The organism is Streptomyces sp. DSM 41931, from assembly GCF_050271085.1.
Classification (GTDB): domain Bacteria; phylum Actinomycetota; class Actinomycetes; order Streptomycetales; family Streptomycetaceae; genus Streptomyces; species Streptomyces albogriseolus.
This window is the reverse complement of record NZ_CP189902.1, coordinates 5851860-5869328: the sequence shown is the minus strand read 5'-3', so window position 1 is coordinate 5869328 and position 17469 is coordinate 5851860. Positions and strand designations below refer to the sequence as shown.

General features: G+C 75.8%; 16 protein-coding genes. 6 read left to right on the top strand and 10 right to left on the bottom strand.

The genetic code is table 11. The annotated features are described in order from the left end of the window. Nucleotides 1-96 precede the first annotated feature (96 nt). Complete coding sequence (locus ACP7TJ_RS26890) at nucleotides 97-2907, top strand: ATP-binding protein (RefSeq protein WP_093766118.1); 2811 nt, start codon at nucleotides 97-99, stop codon at nucleotides 2905-2907. 504 nt (nucleotides 2908-3411) lie between these two features. Here ACP7TJ_RS26890 and ACP7TJ_RS26885 read toward each other — a convergent pair. Further along, entirely contained in the window at nucleotides 3412-4536 is a 1125-nt protein-coding gene (locus ACP7TJ_RS26885) for a winged helix DNA-binding domain-containing protein (RefSeq protein WP_427765950.1), read from the bottom strand. 183 nt (nucleotides 4537-4719) lie between these two features. On the opposite strand from ACP7TJ_RS26885, the gene ACP7TJ_RS26880 reads away from it, so the two are divergent. The 3 genes from ACP7TJ_RS26880 (at nucleotide 4720) to ACP7TJ_RS26870 (ending at nucleotide 6797) form a co-directional block, all read left to right on the top strand. Next, nucleotides 4720-5385, top strand: coding sequence for a hypothetical protein (locus ACP7TJ_RS26880; protein ID WP_427765947.1), 666 nt, complete (start codon nucleotides 4720-4722; stop codon nucleotides 5383-5385). A gap of 70 nt (nucleotides 5386-5455) precedes the next feature. Beyond that, nucleotides 5456-6385 carry a polysaccharide pyruvyl transferase family protein gene (locus ACP7TJ_RS26875; RefSeq protein ID WP_189909035.1) on the top strand — a complete coding sequence of 310 codons (930 nt, stop codon included), beginning with the start codon at nucleotides 5456-5458 and terminating at the stop codon, nucleotides 6383-6385. Between the two features lie 61 nt (nucleotides 6386-6446). Continuing rightward, nucleotides 6447-6797, top strand: coding sequence for a DUF3040 domain-containing protein (locus ACP7TJ_RS26870; protein WP_167742270.1), 351 nt, complete (start codon nucleotides 6447-6449; stop codon nucleotides 6795-6797). A gap of 46 nt (nucleotides 6798-6843) precedes the next feature. Here ACP7TJ_RS26870 and ACP7TJ_RS26865 read toward each other — a convergent pair whose 3' ends face one another. From ACP7TJ_RS26865 to ACP7TJ_RS26835, 7 genes are read right to left on the bottom strand one after another with little or no spacing between them, the layout of a single operon-like run. Continuing rightward, the gene (locus tag ACP7TJ_RS26865) at nucleotides 6844-7740 is read right to left on the bottom strand and encodes a glycosyltransferase family 2 protein (protein ID WP_189909034.1); all 897 of its coding nucleotides are present in this window, start codon (nucleotides 7738-7740) and stop codon (nucleotides 6844-6846) included. After that, nucleotides 7737-8612, bottom strand: coding sequence for a glycosyltransferase family 2 protein (locus ACP7TJ_RS26860; RefSeq protein ID WP_189909033.1), 876 nt, complete (start codon nucleotides 8610-8612; stop codon nucleotides 7737-7739). Before ACP7TJ_RS26860 ends, ACP7TJ_RS26865 begins: the two co-directional genes overlap by 4 nt. Beyond that, on the bottom strand, nucleotides 8609-9568 hold the full coding sequence (locus tag ACP7TJ_RS26855; RefSeq protein ID WP_367543515.1) for a glycosyltransferase family 9 protein: 960 nt from the start codon (nucleotides 9566-9568) through the stop codon (nucleotides 8609-8611). The genes ACP7TJ_RS26860 and ACP7TJ_RS26855 overlap by 4 nt, the downstream gene beginning before the upstream one ends. Then, a complete protein-coding gene (locus ACP7TJ_RS26850) occupies nucleotides 9565-10515 on the bottom strand; it encodes a glycosyltransferase (RefSeq protein ID WP_093766125.1) in 951 nt (316 codons plus the stop codon). Before ACP7TJ_RS26850 ends, ACP7TJ_RS26855 begins: the two co-directional genes overlap by 4 nt. Continuing rightward, nucleotides 10512-11501 carry a glycosyltransferase family 9 protein gene (locus ACP7TJ_RS26845; RefSeq protein ID WP_427765941.1) on the bottom strand — a complete coding sequence of 330 codons (990 nt, stop codon included), beginning with the start codon at nucleotides 11499-11501 and terminating at the stop codon, nucleotides 10512-10514. The genes ACP7TJ_RS26850 and ACP7TJ_RS26845 overlap by 4 nt, the downstream gene beginning before the upstream one ends. Continuing rightward, nucleotides 11498-12154 (bottom strand): D-glycero-alpha-D-manno-heptose-1,7-bisphosphate 7-phosphatase, encoded by a 657-nt coding sequence (locus ACP7TJ_RS26840; RefSeq protein WP_427765938.1) that lies wholly within the window; start codon nucleotides 12152-12154, stop codon nucleotides 11498-11500. The genes ACP7TJ_RS26845 and ACP7TJ_RS26840 overlap by 4 nt, the downstream gene beginning before the upstream one ends. After that, nucleotides 12151-13161 carry a glycosyltransferase family 2 protein gene (locus tag ACP7TJ_RS26835; RefSeq protein WP_255303823.1) on the bottom strand — a complete coding sequence of 337 codons (1011 nt, stop codon included), beginning with the start codon at nucleotides 13159-13161 and terminating at the stop codon, nucleotides 12151-12153. Before ACP7TJ_RS26835 ends, ACP7TJ_RS26840 begins: the two co-directional genes overlap by 4 nt. A 384-nt stretch (nucleotides 13162-13545) precedes the next feature. On the opposite strand from ACP7TJ_RS26835, the gene ACP7TJ_RS26830 reads away from it, so the two are divergent. Beyond that, complete coding sequence (locus ACP7TJ_RS26830) at nucleotides 13546-14322, top strand: polysaccharide deacetylase family protein (RefSeq protein ID WP_380868045.1); 777 nt, start codon at nucleotides 13546-13548, stop codon at nucleotides 14320-14322. 35 nt (nucleotides 14323-14357) lie between these two features. Further along, nucleotides 14358-14798: an SRPBCC family protein gene (locus ACP7TJ_RS26825; protein WP_086703522.1), complete on the top strand. Its 441-nt coding sequence runs from the start codon at nucleotides 14358-14360 to the stop codon at nucleotides 14796-14798. Between the two features lie 16 nt (nucleotides 14799-14814). Here ACP7TJ_RS26825 and ACP7TJ_RS26820 read toward each other — a convergent pair whose 3' ends face one another. Together ACP7TJ_RS26820 and ACP7TJ_RS26815 are read right to left on the bottom strand one after the other, a co-directional pair. Continuing rightward, the gene (locus ACP7TJ_RS26820) at nucleotides 14815-15963 is read right to left on the bottom strand and encodes an XdhC family protein (protein ID WP_427765933.1); all 1149 of its coding nucleotides are present in this window, start codon (nucleotides 15961-15963) and stop codon (nucleotides 14815-14817) included. A gap of 45 nt (nucleotides 15964-16008) precedes the next feature. Beyond that, the gene (locus ACP7TJ_RS26815) at nucleotides 16009-17466 is read right to left on the bottom strand and encodes an NCS2 family permease (protein ID WP_266402010.1); all 1458 of its coding nucleotides are present in this window, start codon (nucleotides 17464-17466) and stop codon (nucleotides 16009-16011) included. Nucleotides 17467-17469: the final 3 nt, after the last annotated feature.

Genomic DNA, 17469 nt, shown 5'->3' with positions numbered 1-17469 from the left:
GATCGGAACGTTGTCATTCACCTCACTCCACCGTCCGCCGGAATTGAGGACCCTGTTGCCTAATATTGGCCAGGACACGCCACACGGAGGGGAGCGGTGACCGTGCGACGGGACGACAAGGAGCCTGCCAGGTACCGCTCCGACCTGGTCATCGGCCGGGAGGAGCTGTTCGCCGACGCCAGGGCGCAGCTCGCGCGCGGCGGCAGCGTGCTGCTCCACGGCCCCGCCGGAATAGGAAAATCGACCGTGCTGCGGGCACTCGCGGCGGAAAACGCGGCGGCGACCTCGCGCGTGTTGCGCTGCTCGGCCACGGAGTCCGAATCCCATCTGCCGTTCCTCGCGCTGGCCGACCTGTTCGGTCTGGTGCTGGACGAGGTGGCCCCCCGGCTGCCCGCCGCCCAGCGCACCGCCCTGGAGTCGGCGCTCACCGGGCGCGGCGAGTCCACCCTCCAGCGGGACGGCCTGGCGCTGCGGCTCGCGGTCCTCTCCACGCTGCGCGCGCTGTCCGCCGAAGGCCCGGTCCTCGTGGTCGCCGACGATCTCCAGTGGCTCGACCCGGCCAGCGCCGAACTGCTCGGCTTCGCCGCCCGCCGGCTGGGCGACAGCCCGGTGCGCATGCTCTGCGCGGTGCGCACCGCGGGCGAGGAGTACGACCGTCATCTGCGCGCCTGCCCGCCGGACACGCTGGCCGTGCGGCTGGGCCCGTTCTCCCGCACCCAGGTGTCCGCGCTGCTCGACCACCGCGGCTACACCGCCCTGTCCCGCTCCACCGTCCGCGACATCCACCGCACCAGCGGCGGCAACCCGCTGTTCGCGCTGGAGCTGGGCCGCGCCCTCGCGGAGAGCCCCACCCGGCCCCGGCCCGGCGAGCCGCTGCCGGTGCCGACCTCGCTGCGGGCGCTGGTCCTCAGCCGCCTGGAGATGCTGTCCGACGAGGCCCGCCGCACCCTGCTGGTGGCCAGCGCGGGCGCCCGGCCCACCCTCGCCCTGCTGCACGCGGCCGGCCGGGACAACGCGGAGGCCGAGACCGCCCAGGCGGCCTCCCTCGGGCTGCTCATCACCGACCCCGAGGACCCGGCGCTGCGCTTCACGCACCCGCTGATCTCCGCCGCCCTCTACGCGGAGGCCCCCGCACAGGAGCGGCGCGCCGCCCACACGGCGCTGTCCACCGCGGCCTCCGACCCGATCGAACGCGCCCGGCACCTGGCGCTCGCCTCCACAGGACCCGACCCGGAGGTCGCGGCGCGGCTGGCCGAGGCCGCCGCGATGGCCCGCGACCGGGGCGCGCCGTCGGTCGCCGCCTCCCTCGGACTGCTCGCCGCCCGGCACACCCCCGCCGACGGCGCACCCGCCCCCGACGAGCGGCGGCTCCAGGCCGCCGAGGACGCCATCACCGCCGGCGAGGTCGACCTGGCCCGCGACATCGCCCGCGAGGTGCTGACCCGGGCGACCGTGCCGGCCGAGCGGGTCCGGGCGTGGATGGTGGTCATCGAGGCGGCCGGGCAGGCGCTCGGCGAGGTCGACGCCGTGTTCCCGCAGGTGCTCGCCGACGCCGGGGACGACCCCCGGCTGCTCGCCCTGGTCCACTACCAGCTCGCCTGGCGGGAGGTCGTCGTCAACGGCGACTTCGCGAAGTCCCGCCAGGAGGCCGCGCACGCGGCGGAGCTGGCCGCCCGCGGCGGGGACCGGCGCACCGAGCTGATGGCGCTCGCCTTCCAGTCGTCCACCGAGACCCTCATGGGCCACCCGGACGCCCCCGCCACCATCCGGCGCGCGCTGCAGGAGCCCCAGGACCCCGACGTCGCCAGCCACCACAACGGCGCCGCGATGTCCCGGTTCCGCTGGCTGCTGATGAGCGACCAGCTCCCCGAGGCCCGTACGGCCATCACGGCGCTGCTGCGGGAGGCGCGGCGGCGCGGCATGGTCGAGAGCGAGGTCCACTTCTCCCGGCTGCTCGCCGACACCGAGCTGCGCTTCGGGCACTGCGGGCGCGCCCTGGACCTGGCCGGGGAGAGCCTGCGGCTGGCCCGCGACTCCGGCATCGGCGAGAGCGCGTCCGCGATGCTCGCCTCCGTCGCGGAGGCGTCCGGCGGGGACGTGGACCGGGCGCTGGCCCTGGCCCGCGAGTCCGCCGACCACGCCGAGGTGGACGGCGACCAGCTGTACCTGTCCCTGGCCCTGGCGGCCCTGGGGTACGCCCAGCTGGTGTCCGGGGACGCGCAGGCGGCGGTGCGCTCGCTGCGCCGGGTGCGTGAGCTGGAGCAGGGCATGGGCATCACCGACCCGGCACGCGGCCGCTGGCAGGGCGACCTCGCCGAGGCGCTGGTGCGGATCGGCGAGCCCGGCGAGGCGCAGGAGCTGATCAACGTCACCCGGGTGCACGCGCTGCGGCTGAACCGGGCGAGCGTGCTGGCGGTCCTCGACCGCGCGGAGGCTCTGGTGCGCGCGGCGCGCGGGGAACACCAGGCCGCGGTCGCCCAGTTGACGTCGGCTCAGGAACGCCTGGCGAAGCTCGGTTACGGCCTGGAGGAGGCGCGGGCCGCCTTCGCCCGGGCCCGGCTGCGCTCCCGGGGTCCTGGTCCGGCCGGGTACGACGAGGCGGCGCGGCTGTTCCGGCGGTGCCGTGCGCTGCCGTGGCTGCGGCAGGTGGACGAGGCCGTGACGGCCGGACCGGCGGAGGCGGACCCGGTGCCCTCCGCGACGCCGGCCGCGCTGGACGGGCTGGCCTCGATGGAGCGTCAGGTCGCGGCGCTGGTCATGGAGGGGGCGACCAACCGGGAGATAGCCGGGCGGCTGTTCATCAGCGTCAAGACGGTCGAGGCGACCCTCACCCGGGTCTACCGCAAGCTGGGCATACGCTCCCGCGTGGACATCGTGCGGCTCGCGGCGGGGCGCCGGGCGCCGTAGGTGACCCGGGTCACGGGGCGTGCGTGACGCGTGCCACGATGGGTGCCCCTGCTTGTGCCGCAACGGCCCTCCGAGGGTGCCGTAATCGGCCGGCCTGGCCGGAAACCGGCGGCTCAGCCGCCGGTGACCGAGGGTTTTCCCTGGCCCGCTTCCCTTAGGGGGTTCCCTCATTGGGACGGCCCCGGGACCGGTTCTAGCGTGTGACACGTGCCGATCGCTCGGGCACATCGGGGCTCGCCCCGATGCCCGGCCCCCACCCCCGTGCGACCCCCACCGGCAACTGGAGGAGACCCATGTCAGGGCTCGCCCGCACCAGACGGTCCGCCCCCGGACGCGCCACCGCCGCCGCGACCGCTCCCGTCTCCTTCTGCGCCTCCCCCGTCCGCCCCGACGTCGTCCGGGGCTGACCCATGATTTCCTGAGCAACCCTCAGGTCACGACCAGGGGGCGTTGCGGGCTTCCACGAGCAGCCCGCAGCGCCCCCTCTCCAATGCCGGGGCCTGCTCAGGGTTCCCGCACCGTCCCGAAGCGGATGTCGTACGCCGTCCCCGGGTGCAGCACCCCGAGCATCCGCTCCGCCTCCTCCGTGATCTCCGCCCGCCGCGCCCGGTCGAGGCGTCCGAAGGGCTCGATCACGAGGGCGTCGTCGTCCAGGCGCCACAGTCCCGCCAGCACGCCGTCCACCAGCAGGGTGCGGTAGGCGATGTTCCCCTGCCAGTGCCGGCCCTTCAGTTCGGGCGGCACGACGCGGGTGCGGTCGGCGTGGGAGAGCAGCAGGTTGTCGAACTCGGGCAGGAAACGGGGCGGGGCCGGGGTGTCCGGGTCCGGGCGGGGCGCGTCGGGGAGGTCGAAGAGTTCGGTGCCGTTCTCGTCCCGGAAGGTGACGAGCCGGGGCCTCAGCCGTTCGAAGGCCTCACGGAGCCGGGTGAGTCCCGCCCAGGTCTGCATGTCCTTCACGGACGCGGGACCGAACGCGGCGAGGTAGCGCAGCACGGTGCCGTCCGGGCCGGGCACGGGCTCGGCGGGCCGGCCCAGCCAGCGCTCGGCGGTGGTCAGCCGGACCTGGCCGCTGCGGCCCCACAGCCCGCGCGGGGTGACCTGTACGAGCGGCAGTCTGCAGCGGGCGGCGACGGAGAGGGCCTGCGGGTCGGCGTCCGGCCAGTCCTCCAGAAGGGCCTCGCGCAGCTCCTTCATGGTGCGCGGCTCCTCCTCGACGAGGGCGCGGGCCCTGGTGGCGAGGCGGTCGAGGTCGACCCCGGCGAGCCCCGCGCGGAAGTGGTGCAGCTCGCGGTCGCGGGCGGCCTGCACCAGGGGCCGCAGGGTGAGGCAGTCGTCGGCGGTGTGGGTGTGGATGGTCGAGCGCAGGGTGACGATGCGGACCACCTCGCGGTCGGCCATCGGCCGGGACAGCGCGTGCGGGGTGAAGCCGTCGAGGCGGGCGGCGAGGGCGTAGTAGGGCGGCTTGACGTTCTGCGCCTGGAGGCCGACCAGGTGCTCGACGGCGGCCGTCGCGGACATTGGGGAGCGGCTCTGCAGGAGCTGCCGGGCCAGGGTCGCCCGGTTCAGCGCGCGGGGGCCGAGGACGGGCGGCGACGGCGGGGCGGCGGTGGTCCGCTTCGACTTCGTCATGGGGTCACGCTAGCGAGGATGTAGGACGGATACCGTCCTCTTTCTCCGTTCCGGACAGCTGCCTCTTTCCTGGACAAAACACGGCGGCATGTAACGCCGTGGCCGTCCGGCGGCGCTGAACGTCTGGGGCCGGACTCCGGCCCGGCCCCGTGCACGACATCCCCCCACGAAGGAAAGACCCCCATGACTTCCTCCGCCCCCTCCCCCGACGACCTCCCGGTCTACGACAGACTCGTGCGTGAGCGCGGTGATGTCGTGGCCGAGGTCCGCGAGGTGGCCGAGCGGACCCAGTTCGAGGTCCGCCAGGCGCTGGCGGGCACCGTCCGTGCCCGGCCGCCGCAGACGGGCCCGCGCCAGCAGCAGGGTCCCGGCGGCCCCCGCCACCCCCAGACCGGCCCGCGCCAGCCGCAGGGCGGACCCCGCCAGCAGCAGGGGCCGGGGCTGCCGCAGGGGCAGGGTCCTGGGCCGGCCCAGGGGCAGGGGCAGGGCCCAAGGCCCGAGCGGGGACAGGGCCCGGGGCAGGGGCACAGGCAGGAGCCCGAGCAGGCACAGGGCCGGGGGCAGGGGCCCGGGCACCCGCACAGCCCGGCCCAGGGGCAGGGGCAGGGGCAGGGGCAGGCACAGGCACAGGGCCCGGAGCACGCGCACGGGCAGCCGCACGGGCCGGGGTCCGGGCAGCCGCACGGCGGTCAGCGGCCGCCGCAGGGGCTCGGCCTGCCCCAGAGGCCCGGGCAGCCGCAGGGTGCCGGCCCGCAGGGTCCCGGCCCGCGTCCGCAGGAGGGTCAGGACGGCCCCCGGCAGGACGGCGCCGGGAGCCAGGAGGAGCCGCGGCGTCCGGACGGCGACTGATCCCTGGTCCCTGATCCCTCATCCCGCGCGCGCCGATTGCCGACCCGCCGGGAGGGGCACTCGGTGCGCCGTGCAAGAGCAACGTCGAAAAGCACCGCGCAGGGTCCTGCTGACCGGATGGTTCAGCTTCCGCGACGGGGAGGCGACCGCCGGGGACGTGCTGGCCCTGCACCGGGTCGAGACGGTCCTGCGCGGGTCCGGCACGCCGTACGACATCGCGTGGAGCCCCGGCTTCCGGCCGGACGCGCTGCACCTCGAGGCCGTGCGGTCCCACGACTACTCGCACCTCGTGTTCGTGTGCGGGCCGCTGCACGGGCCGCAGGTGGAGGAGCTGCACCGGCGCTTCGCGCACTGCGTGCGGATCGCCGTGGGGACGTCGGTGATCGACCCGGACGAGCCGGCGGTCACCGGGTTCCACCGGGTGCTGGCCCGGGACGCGCCCGGCCGCGCGCCCACCGAGGACCTGGCGGCCCGCGCCCCCGCCGTGCCGCCGCGGCCGGTGGTCGGGGTGGTCCTCACCCACGGGCAGCACGAGTACGGGGCGCAGCGACGGCACGGGGAGGTCGCCGAGCGGGTGACGCACTGGCTGGCCGGGAAGGACTGCGCGCGGCTGGAGCTGGAGACGCGGCTGGACACCCGGGACTGGCATCTGAACGCGACGCCGGCGCAGGTGCAGTCGGTGCTGGCGCGGCTCGACCTGGTCGTCACCGACCGGCTGCACGGGCTGGTGCTGGCCCTGCGGGTCGGCACGCCGGTGATCGCGATCGACCCGGTGGCGGGCGGCGCGAAGGTGACGGCGCAGGCGCGGGCCTGCAAGTGGCCTGCGCTGCTGCCGGCGGAACAGGTGGACGAGCGGCGTCTCGAGCGGTGGTGGGACTGGTGTCTGACCTCGGGCCGGGTGGCCGCGCGGCAGGCCCGTGAGACGTTCCGCGAGGGCCGACTGCCGGACGGCGCGGACCGTCTGCTGGAGGCGCTGACGTCCCGCGCGGGCGCCGGTTAGGGCGCATGTCCGCCGGGCACCCGGAAGCACGTCCACCCTGGCGGTCGTTGGAGGAGAGACGGTGTCCCTCGGTCGGCTCCCTGAACACGAACAGCACATCCTCGACGAGATCGAGCGGTCGCTGCGGCGCGACCGCCGCCTCAACCGACTGCTGCGGGCCGGCCGGACCCGGCGCGGCCCCGATCCGAAGCGGTTCGCGGCCCGCGTGGCCCGCTGCGCCCCGCGCGGCCGGACGGTCGCCCTTCTGGTCGTGGTGTCGGTGGCCCTGATGGTGACCGGTCTCGTCACGGGGGCGCCGTGGGCGATCTGGGCGTTCGCCACGGTGTGGCCGGTGGCCGTGTTCCTGGGGTTCCGGCTGCTGTCCCGGTGGTCGGGCGACGCAGGGCCGGGAGGACCGCCGGACGGGCGGTGAGGAGCCGCCCCGGGCCGCGGAGCAGCACGCCGCGGGCGCGGCGGGGTCAGCCCGTGTAGCGGCGGGCCTTCGACGCGCGTTGGGCCGGTTCCAGCAGGCGGAGGCGGGTTTCGACCTCCGCCGGGAGTACCCGGCGTTCACGGAGGATCCACGGGAGGGCGGCCGCCGCCTCCGTGAAGGCGAGGAGCGACGTCGTGTCGCGCGGGACCGTGCGGGCCAGGTTCAGGGTGCGGCGCAGGGCCGGGCCGACCGGGCGGCGGAGCCAGGTGAACCACAGGGTGTTGCGGATGCCGTGGCGGCGGCGCAGGGTCGCGTCGCGGGCCTGAGAGGCGTGGTGGTGGATCGTGAGGTGGTCGGCGTAGACGAGCCACCAGCCGTCGGCGGCGAGGTCGACGGCGAGCAGCTCCTCCTCCCCGCCGAGCCACAGCTTGGGGTGGAAGCCGCCCGCCTTCCGGAAGGCGTCGGCGCGCAGCACGGTCGCGGCGGCGAGGAAGGAGCCGAGGGCCGGACCGGGCAGCCACGGCGGCCCCGGCACGGGCGACTCCCGCAGCTCGCGGACGATCGGGTCCTCCGTGCCGTGCGGCTCGACGACGATGCGGGCGGTGACGGAGACGACGGCCGGGTGACGGTCGAGCAGGTCGGCCGCGCCGGTGAGGGAGCCGGGCGCCCACCAGGAGTCGTCGTCGCAGAAGGCGACGTACGGGGTGGTGACCTCGCGGACCGCGAGGTTGCGGCCGACCGCGCCGAGGTTGCGGCCGGGGCGCAGCAGCCGGACCTCCGGGTGGTGGCGGGCGACCGCGTCGGCGGTGCCGTCGGTGGAGCCGTTGTCGGTGACGATCACCTCGGGCCGTTCGGGGAGTTCGGCGAGCCGGTCGAGGGTCCGCAGCAGTTCCCGGCGGCGGTTGTGGGTGATGACGACGACGGTCGTGCGGAGGTCGGTCATGCGATCGCCCCTTCCAGGTCCAGCAGCCGGGCGGCGCGTTCCACGTGCGGGGGCAGCGGGCGGCGGGCGCGCAGGGCGGCGGGCAGCAGGGCGAACGTCTGGCGCAGGGCGCGCCGGGCCGTCGTGTCGGCGCGGGCCTCGGCGGCGAGGGCGCCGGTGCGGGCGAGGGCGTGGCGGACGGGGCGGCGCAGCCACGCGGTGAGCACCTCGTTGCGGCGCTGCTGGACGGGCCGGCCGGGGCGGCCCGAGGTGGCCGGGTGGTGGTGGGCGACGACGTCGGGGCAGTGGGTGACGCCCCAGCCGCGGGCGGCGAGGTCGTAGGCGAGGCAGGTCTCCTCGCCGCCGAAGAACAGCACCCGGTGGAAGCCGCCCGCGTCGAGGTAGGCGGTGCGGCGGACGACGGAGGCGCAGGCGAGGAAGCCGAGCACCTGGACGCCGGGGAGGTCGGTGGCGGTGCCGAGCGGGGAGCGGGCGAGGAGGTCGTTGAGGGGGTCGGGGGCGTTGTCGGGGCCGACGAGGGTGCGCGCGGCGATCAGTCCGAGCCGGGGGTGGGCGTCGAACAGGTCCGCGGCGCGGGCCAGCGCGCCGGGCGCCCACCAGGAGTCGTCGTCGCTGAACGCGACGTACGGGGTGTCCAGGGCGCGGGCGCCGTGATTGCGGGCGAGGGCGCCGTGGTTGCGGCTGAGGGCGAGGACCCGTACGTGGGGGAAGTCCCGGGCGACCATGGCGCGGGTGCCGTCGGTGGAGGCGTTGTCGGCGACGAGGATCTCCGGCCGTTCGGGCAGGCCGCCGAGGTGCCGCAGGGTGACCGCGAGGCGGTCGCGGCGGTCACGGGTGGCGATGACGACGCCGACGCGGCGGTGGCCGGTCATGAGGCGGGCTCCTCGGGTGCGGGAAGGCGGTGCAGGGCGTCCAGCACCTCGCCGGGGGTGATGCGCAGCAGCGCCGGGTCGGGGCGGCGGGCGTGCGGGTCGCCCTCGGGGCCGTGCCACAGGGCGATGTGGCGGGGGTGCGCGGGCGGGCCCCAGTGGCTCGGCGGGACGGGACCGAACAGGGTGACGGTGGGCGTGGCGTGGGCGACCGCGAGGTGGGCGACGCCGGTGTCGCCGCTGACGACCGCGCGGGCGCCGGCGACGAGGGCGGACAGCCGGCGGAAGGGCAGGCCGCCGGAGAAGACGTCGGTGTCGGGCAGCCGGGCCTCCTTCGCGAGCCGGGCCACGAGGTCCGGCTCGTGCGCGCCGCCGGTGACGACGACCCGCAGCCCGCGCGTCCGCAGGGCGGCGGCGACGGCCGCGTACCGCTCGACGGGCCAGCAGCGCGCGGGCGCTCCCGCGCCGGGGTGCAGGACGACCGCGCCGGGGGCGGGCGAGGGGGTGTGCGGGCGGGGCAGCCGCAGGTCGGCCGGGTCGGCGTCGAGGCCGTAGAAGCGCAGCAGCCGGCACCAGCGGTCCCGTTCGTGTTCGTCGCGGTACCAGGGCGGGCCCTCGATTCCGGGGGTGTCCGGGTGCGCGAAGGCGAACAGCCGCACGGGGCGCAGGGATTGCAGCAGGCGGTGGCTGGGCGGGCCGTTGCCGTGCAGGTCGACGGCGACGTCCGGGGGCGGCCCGGTCCAGTCGAGTGCGCGGGGGACGGCCCGGCCGGGCGCGGAGGCGGGCAGCAGCCGGTCGACGGCCCCAGTCGCCTCGGCGACGGGGGCGAGTCCTGCGGGCGCGGCCAGCACCGTCTCGTGGTCCGGGAACCCCCGCCGCAGCGCCCGCAGCGCGGGCACCGCGGCGAGCAGGTCCCCGAGTCCGAGCGCCCGCAGCACGAGCACCCGGGGGGACCTCATCGGGTGACCTCCTTGAGGAGACGTTCCCAGTCGTCGAGGAAGCGGGGCAGGCCGTGGCGGGCGAGGGCGGCGGCGCGGGCGAGCTCGCCGGTGCGGCGGGCGCTCAGCGGGTCGGCTACGAAGTCCCGTACGGCGTCGGTGAGGACGTCGATCCGGTTGGAGACGACGCCCGCGCCGGGCGGCACCGCCTCGGTGACCTCGGTGGTGGCGAGGGCGACGACGGGCATGCCGAGGTGCATGGCCTCCAGCAGGGACAGGCCGAGGGAGGTCCAGCGCACCGGGTGGACGTAGACGCGGCGGCGGGCCATCTCGGCGTGCAGGCGGGCCTGGGTCAGCTCATGGGAGCGGCACCGGTCGGCGGGCAGGCCGAGGTGCCCGGCGAGTCCCTCGGTGCCCATGCCGAACACGTCCAGGGGCGCGGCGGCGGCGAACACCGGCAGCAGGTCGGTGCCGGTCGTACGGCCGCGCCGCACCGGCTCGTTGACGACGACGGCGGCGTGCGGCAGCTCGCCCGTCCACAGCGGGCCGGGGTCGACGATCCCGTGCTCGATCACCGTCGTGGGGGTGGAACCGGCGTCCCACATCAGCCGGTTGAAGTGGGTGACGTGCACGAGGGTCACGCCGGGGACGTCCGCCGCGGGGTGCCGGGTGTCGGGGACGTCGCCGTGCGGGGCGTTGTGCTCCAGGTAGACCAGCGGCGGGCGGCGGCGCAGCAGGCGGTCCACCAGGCCGAGCTCGTGCGGGCGTTGCAGCACGACCACGTCGATGTCCTGCTCGGCCAGGTGTTCCGGCGGCACCTCGACGACCGAGTCGGGCCAGTCGAAGGTGCGGGCGCGGCCGAGTCCGTCGGGTCCGCGGTCCGGGGTGACGGGGACGACGTAGGTGTGCGGTCCCTGCACGAAGGCCGTGGTCCACGACCCGTGCACATGCCACAGCAGGATCCTCATGCCACCTCCACGAGCTTGTCGACCGCGGCGACGACGTCGAGCGCGGTCACGGTGTCCAGGCAGGGATGGCCCGGTACGGGGCAGCGCCGGGCGCGGCTTCCGGCGCACGGGGCGTCCTGGTCGCCGAGCAGCAGGTGGGGCACGCCGTAGGGGCGCCACCGCTCGGCGGGGACGACCGGCGCGAACAGCGACACCACGGGGGTGCCGACGGCGGCGGCCAGATGGGCGGGTCCTGTGTTGCCCACGACCACGCAGTCGGCCGCGGCGAGCACCCCGGCGAGCCGCGCGGCGTCGGTGCGGCCGCCCAGGTCGACGGCCCGGCCGCCGGCGACGTACGCGGTGAGGTCGCGTTCCCCCGCGCCGCCGGTGACGACGACGCGCCGTCCGGCCGCGGTCAGTTCGCGCACCGCCTGGGCGCAGCGTCCTGGGCTCCAGGCGCGGGCGGGCACGCTGGCGCCGGGGTGGACGACGACGTACGGCCCGTCGCCGGTCAGCCCGTCGGCGGCGGGCGGCGGGAGGACCCGCAGCCGGCCGTCGTCGACGCGGGGGTAGCCGGCCGCCTCGGCGAGGTCGAGGGCGGCTTCGGCCTCGTGGGCGTGCGGGGCGCGGTGGTGGCGCACGTCGAGGAGGCTGCCGGGGTGGTCCTCGCTGTCGGCGGCGACGAAGGACACGCCGGCCAGCCGCAGCAGCAGCGCGGTGGGCAGCGGCGACTGGTGGTAGGAGGTGAGGACGAGCGCGGCGTCGGCGTCGACGGACGCGACGAGCTTCTCGATGTCGTCCCGGTCGACGGGCGGCGGCCGGAACCCGGTCCACGGGGAGTCCCAGACGAGCACCTCGTCCACCCCGGGCAGCAGCCGCGCCGCGGGCTCGCCGTGCGGTCCGCACAGCAGGGTGACGTGGTCGGCGCGGGCGGCGACGGCCCGTACGGCGGGCCCGGCGAGCAGCACGTCGCCGAAGCTGTCGAGCCGGGTGACGAGGGCTCTCACAGGTACCTCCCGGTCCGGTGCGGCGCCGCGTCCGGGCCGGCCGGCAGGCGTCGCGCACGCCCGGACGCCACCCGGGCGTGTTCGGCCCCGGCGTACAGCCCCAGCGCGGGGGCGCCGCCCGGGGCCTCCCACGGAGGGCCGTCGAGGATCAGCCGGACGGCGGCGGGCAGGTCCCGCGCCACGTGCGGGGCGGCGGCGGTCTCCTCGGGGCGGGTGACGGACGTGGGGACGAGGACGGCGTGCGCGCCGGCCCGGCAGGCGGCCTCGACGTCGGAGCCGATGTCGCCGACGACGACGCAGTCCGCGGGGTCCGCGCCCAGCCGCCCGGCGGCGTCCAGGATCATGCCGGGCCGGGGCTTGCGGCAGGGGCAGCCGTCGGCGGGGCCGTGCGGGCAGAAGGCCCAGACGTCGAACGGGCCGAGGAGTTCCTCGACGCGCCGGTTGACCTGACGGACGTCGGTCTCGGTGAGCAGGCCGCGGGCGACGCCGGACTGGTTGGTGACGACACCGGTGCGGATGCCGTGGGCGCGCAGCGCGTCGAGCGCCTCGCGCGCCCCTTCGACGGGGCGCACACGCTCCGGGGCGGCGTTGTAGGGCACGTCGTGCACCAGGGTGCCGTCGCGGTCGAACAGTACCGCCCGCACGGGGCTCATCGGGCCACCTCCGGCCAGGCTCGGGCGTGCCGGTGGCGCCAGGCGCCGGCCAGGCGGTGCCAGGTGGCGGCGGGCGGGATGACCACGCTGGTGGCGAGCACGGTCGCTACCTCCTCGGGGGTGCGCGGCCCGGGCGCGATCCGGGCACGGGCGAACTCGGCGGTGCCGGCCGCCCATCCCGCCGCGCAGGCCGCGGCGGCTCTGCGGTGTCCGGTGACGGCGAGCGCGCACGCGGCGGCGCCGGCGGCGGTGATCGCGGCGTGCCGGCGGATGCGGCCGCGCGGCGAGACCGTCCTCTCCCACCAGTCGGGGCCGTGCAGCCGCCGCATCAGGGCGTCGTCGGCGTGGCCGCGCTGCCGGCGGACCGACGCCCAGCGGGAGGCGGCGCGCACGGGGTGCAGGGTGGTGCGGCAACCCCGGCGGATGCGCCAGCCGGCGTCGAGGAGCCGCAGCGCGAGGTCGGCGTCCTCGCGGTGCGCGCGGGGGAAGCGTTCGTCGAAGCCTCCGGCCCGGTGGAGCACCTCGGTGCGGTAGGCCATGTCGGCGGTGATCCAGCGGGCGCGGGCCAGTACCGCGGTGCCGCGTTCCCAGTCGGTGGGGCGGCGTCCGCCGGGCAGCGGCACGGTGATGACGCCCGGCACGCCCGCGGTGTCGGGCGTCGCCTCGTCCAGGTCCCGCTGGAGCTGGGCGCACCAGTGCGGCCCGACCTGGACGTCGTCGTCGACGAACACCACCCAGGGCTCGGTGACGGCGCGCAGTCCGGTGTTGCGGGCGGCGGCGGGGCCGCGGGCCTCTCCCGGCAGCACGGTGGTGCGGGCGCGCAGGTCGCCGAGGACGCTCAGCGCGTGCTCCAGGGGCTCCGGGTCGGGGACGGGCGTGGCGGGACGGTCGTCGACGAGGACGATGCGCTCGGGGCGCGGTCCGTACGCGGCGGCCAGCGCGGCGAGACAGTCGGCGAGGGTGTCCCGCACCAGGGTGGGGATCACGACGGCGTACGGCGTCGTCACGGCGCCCTCCCTCCGCGCCCGGCGCACGGCCCGCTCGGACGCCGGCCCGCGGGGGCGGGGCGGCGCTCGGGGAACGGGGCGTGGTCACCGGGGTCGTGCATGGGGAGTGGGCTCCGTCCCTGTGTCGGGCGAGTACTGCGGAGAGCGGGTGCCGCACCCGATCTGCGTCAAACCGTTGGACACGGCCTGTCCCGTTCCGTGTGGATATGCGGTTCTCCGCACCAGCGTGCACCGAGTCGGAGGTCGGCGCAGGTCGGAGGGCGGGGCGGGCCGGGGGGTTGCCCAGCGGCCCGGTGACAACTCTCACAGGGCGCGATCACCCGTTCGGAGGCACGCGACAGCGGACTATACACACGATGTATAGACCGTGTGTACAGTCCGCGCATGCCTTTTCCGACCAGGAAGACGACGAGAACAGGGGCCGCGTTCCGCGCCCTTGCGGCCGGAGCCGCGGTGGCCGCGCTGGCGCCGGCGCTGACCGGGTGCGCGCGCGTGGAGTCGACCGCGCCCAGCACCGTCCGCGCCACCGACGTGCAGGCCCGGTTCGGCACCGTGGACTGCCGCGAGGCCAAGTGCATAGCGCTGACGTTCGACGCGGGGCCGAGCGAGCACTCCGCCCGGCTCCTCGACATCCTCGAGGAGGAGCGGGTCCCGGCGACCTTCTTCCTCCTCGGCAAGCGGCACATCGACACGTACCCGGAACTGGTGCGGCGGATGGCCGACGAGGGTCACGAAGTGGCGAGCCACACCTGGACCCACCGCATCCTCACGGAGCTGGAACCGGACGCGATACGTGAGGAGCTGGAGCGCACCAACGACGAGATAGCACGCCTCACCGGCCGCCGCCCCACCCTGATGCGCCCGCCGCAGGGCCGCACGAACGACACGGTGCACGAGATCAGCCGTGAGCTGGGGCTGTCGGAGGTGCTGTGGAGCGTCACGGCGAAGGACTACAGGACCACCGACTCCGACCTGATCACGCGCCGGGTGCTGGCCCAGTCCTCCCGCGACGGCATCATCCTGCTCCACGACCTCTACGACGGGACCGTGCCCGCCGTGCCGGGCATCATCGACGCGTTGAAGAAGCGGGGGTACGTCTTCGTGACGGTCCCGCAACTGCTGGCGCCGGGGAAGGCGGAGCCGGGGGCGGTGTATCGCTGAGGGCGGGAGCGGCGAGCGACTCCTAGGATCGGGGCGTGGCCACCTTCGAGCTCCAGCGCACCGTGTCCCTGCCCCCCGCCGAGGCCTGGCGGCGGGTCACGACGTGGCCCCGGCACGGTGAGGTGGTCCCGCTGACCCGGATCACCGTCACCACTCCCCCGCCCACCGGCGAGGGCACCCTGTTCGTCGCCCGCACGGGCGCGGGTCCGCTCGGCTTCGACGACCCGATGGAGGTCACGGCGTGGCGGCCCCCGGCGGGCGACTCCCCCGGGTTCTGCCGGCTGGAGAAGCACGGGCGGACGGTCCTGGGGTGGGCGGAGATCGAGGTGCACGCGCGTCCCGGCGGACGGTGCCGGGTGGTGTGGCGGGAGGACGTCCGTGTGCGTTTCCTCCCCGCCGCGTGCGACGGGCTGCTGGCGCGGGCGGGGCGCGTGATGTTCGGGCGGGCGATGGACCGACTGCTGCGGCGGGGCTGACGTCCGCGGCCGCCGCTCAGGCGACCGGGCCGGTGCGGCGGGCCGGACTCCGCGCGTCGTGGTGGATGGGGGTCTCCGCGCCCGTGAGGGCGATGCCGGTGCCGCCTCGGCGCTCGGCGACGATCTCCGCCGCGATGGAGAGGGCCGTCTCCTCCGGGGTGCGGGCGCCCAGGTCGAGGCCGATGGGGGACCTGAGCCGGGCCAGCTCCCGCTCGGTGAGGCCGGCCTCGCGCAGGCGGGCGTCGCGGTCCAGGTGGGTGCGGCGGGAGCCCATCGCGCCGACGTAGGCCACCGGGAGGCGCAGCGCCAGCTTCAGCAGCGGTACGTCGAACTTGGCGTCGTGGGTGAGGACGCACAGCACCGTGCGGGCGTCGACCGCCGTACGGGCCAGGTATGCGTGCGGCCACTCCACGACGACCTCGTCCGCCTCGGGGAAGCGGGCCCGGGTCGCGAACACGGGCCGCGCGTCGCACACGGTGACGTGATGGCCGAGGAACTTGCCGACCCGTACCAGCGCCGCCGCGAAGTCGATCGCGCCGAACACGATCATCCGGGGCGGCGGCACCGACGTCTCCACCAGCACGGTGACCGGCGCCCCGCAGCGCGAGCCCGCCTCCCCCGTCTCCACGGTGCCGGTGCGGCCCGCGTCCAGGAAGGCGCCCGCCTCGGCGGCGACCGTGCGGTCCAGGTCCGGGTGCGCGCCGAAGCCGCCCTCGTACGCACCGTCGGGGCCGACGGTGAGCGCGCGGCCGCGCAGGTGCTCGGGGCCCTCGACGACGCGGGCGAGCGCCGCCGCCCGCCCGCCGGCCGCCGCCGCGAGCGCGGAGGCCAGCACGGGCCGGACGGGGTCGGAGGCTCGTACCGGGGTGACCAGGACGTCGATGATCCCGCCGCAGGTGAGGCCGACGGCGAAGGCGTCCTCGTCGCTGTAGCCGAAGCGCTCGAGGACGGTCACGCCGTCCTCGAGCGCCCGCACGCACAGCTCGTACACCGCGCCCTCCACGCACCCGCCGGAGACCGAGCCGACCGCCGTGCCGTCGGCGTCGACCGCGAGCGCGGCGCCGGCCCCGCGGGGCGCGCTGCCGCCGACGGCCACCACGGTGGCGACGGCGAAGTCACGGCCCTCGGCGACCCACCGATCCAGCTCCTCGGCGATGTCCAGCATGTCGCTCTCCTCACCTGCGGTGACGTGAATAGCAGGAGACCGGGCTCAGCGCACGCCCAGCCAGCTCTCGATCGGGGCGAGGGCGAAGAACACCAGGAAGACCAGGGCCAGCCCCCACATGAACGGTCCGACCTCCCGCGCCCGGCCCTGGCCGGCCTTGATCGCGACGTACGAGACGACGCCGGCGGCCACGCCCGCGGTGATCGAGTAGGTGAACGGCATGACCACCACGGTCAGGAACACCGGGATCGCGGTGGCGCGGTCGGCCCAGTCGACATGGCGGGCGTTCGACATCATCATCGCGCCGATCACCACCAGGGCCGCGGCGGCGACCTCGCCCGGGACGATCGCCGTCAGCGGGGTGAAGAACAGGCACGCGGCGAAGAACAGCCCGGTGACGACGGAGGACAGGCCGGTACGGGCGCCCTCGCCCACCCCGGTCGCGGACTCGACGAACACCGTCTGGCCGGAGGCGCCCGCGACGCCGCCGATCGCGCCGCCGGCGCCGTCGATGAACAGCGCCTTCGACAGGCCCGGCATCCTGCCCTTGTCGTCGGCGAGCTTCGCCTCCGTGCCGACGCCGATGATGGTCGCCATCGCGTCGAAGAACCCGGCCAGGACGAGGGTGAAGACGATCATCCCGACGGTCATCGCGCCGACCTCGCCCCAGCCGCCGAACTCCACGTGCCCGAACAGCGAGAAGTCCGGCATCGACACCGCGCCGCCCTTCAGCTCGGGCGGTCCGCTCGCCCACTGCTTCGGGTCGACCACGCCGAACGCGTTGAGCACGACGGCGAGTACGGTGCCGCCGACGATCCCGATGAGGATGGCCCCGGGGACCCCTCGGGCTTGCAGCACGAAGACGGCGAGCAGCGTCATCGCGAACAACAGCACGGGCCAGCCCGCGAGTTCACCCGACGGGCCGAGGGTGACCGGGGTGGACTCGCCCTGGTGGACGAAACCGGCCTTGTAGAAGCCGATCAGGGCGATGAACAGCCCGATGCCCATGGTGATCGCGTGCTTCAGGGCGAGCGGGATGGCGTTCATGATCATCTCGCGGAGGCCGGTGACGACCAGCAGCATGATGACCACGCCGTACATCACGCACATGCCCATCGCCTGCGGCCAGGTCATCTCCGGGGCGACCTGGGAGGCGAGGACGCCGGACACGGAGAGGCCGGCGGCGAGGGCGAGGGGTGCCTTGCCGAAGAAGCCCATGAGGAGCGTGGAGAGGGCGGCGGCGAAGGCGGTGGCGGTGATGAGGGCGGTGGGGGTGAGGGTGTTCCCGGCGGCGTCCTCGCCCGAGAGGATCAGGGGGTTGAGGAGGAGGATGTACGCCATCGCCATGAAGGTGGTGGTGCCGCCTCGTACCTCGCGGGCGAGGGTCGATCCTCTGTGGGTGATGTGGAAGTAGCGGTCGAGCCAGGACCGTCCTGACGGGACGCGGGATCCTGTTCCCGCGTCCTCGGCGGTGGTCGTCGGTTGCAGTGACTGTTGGGTCATGTG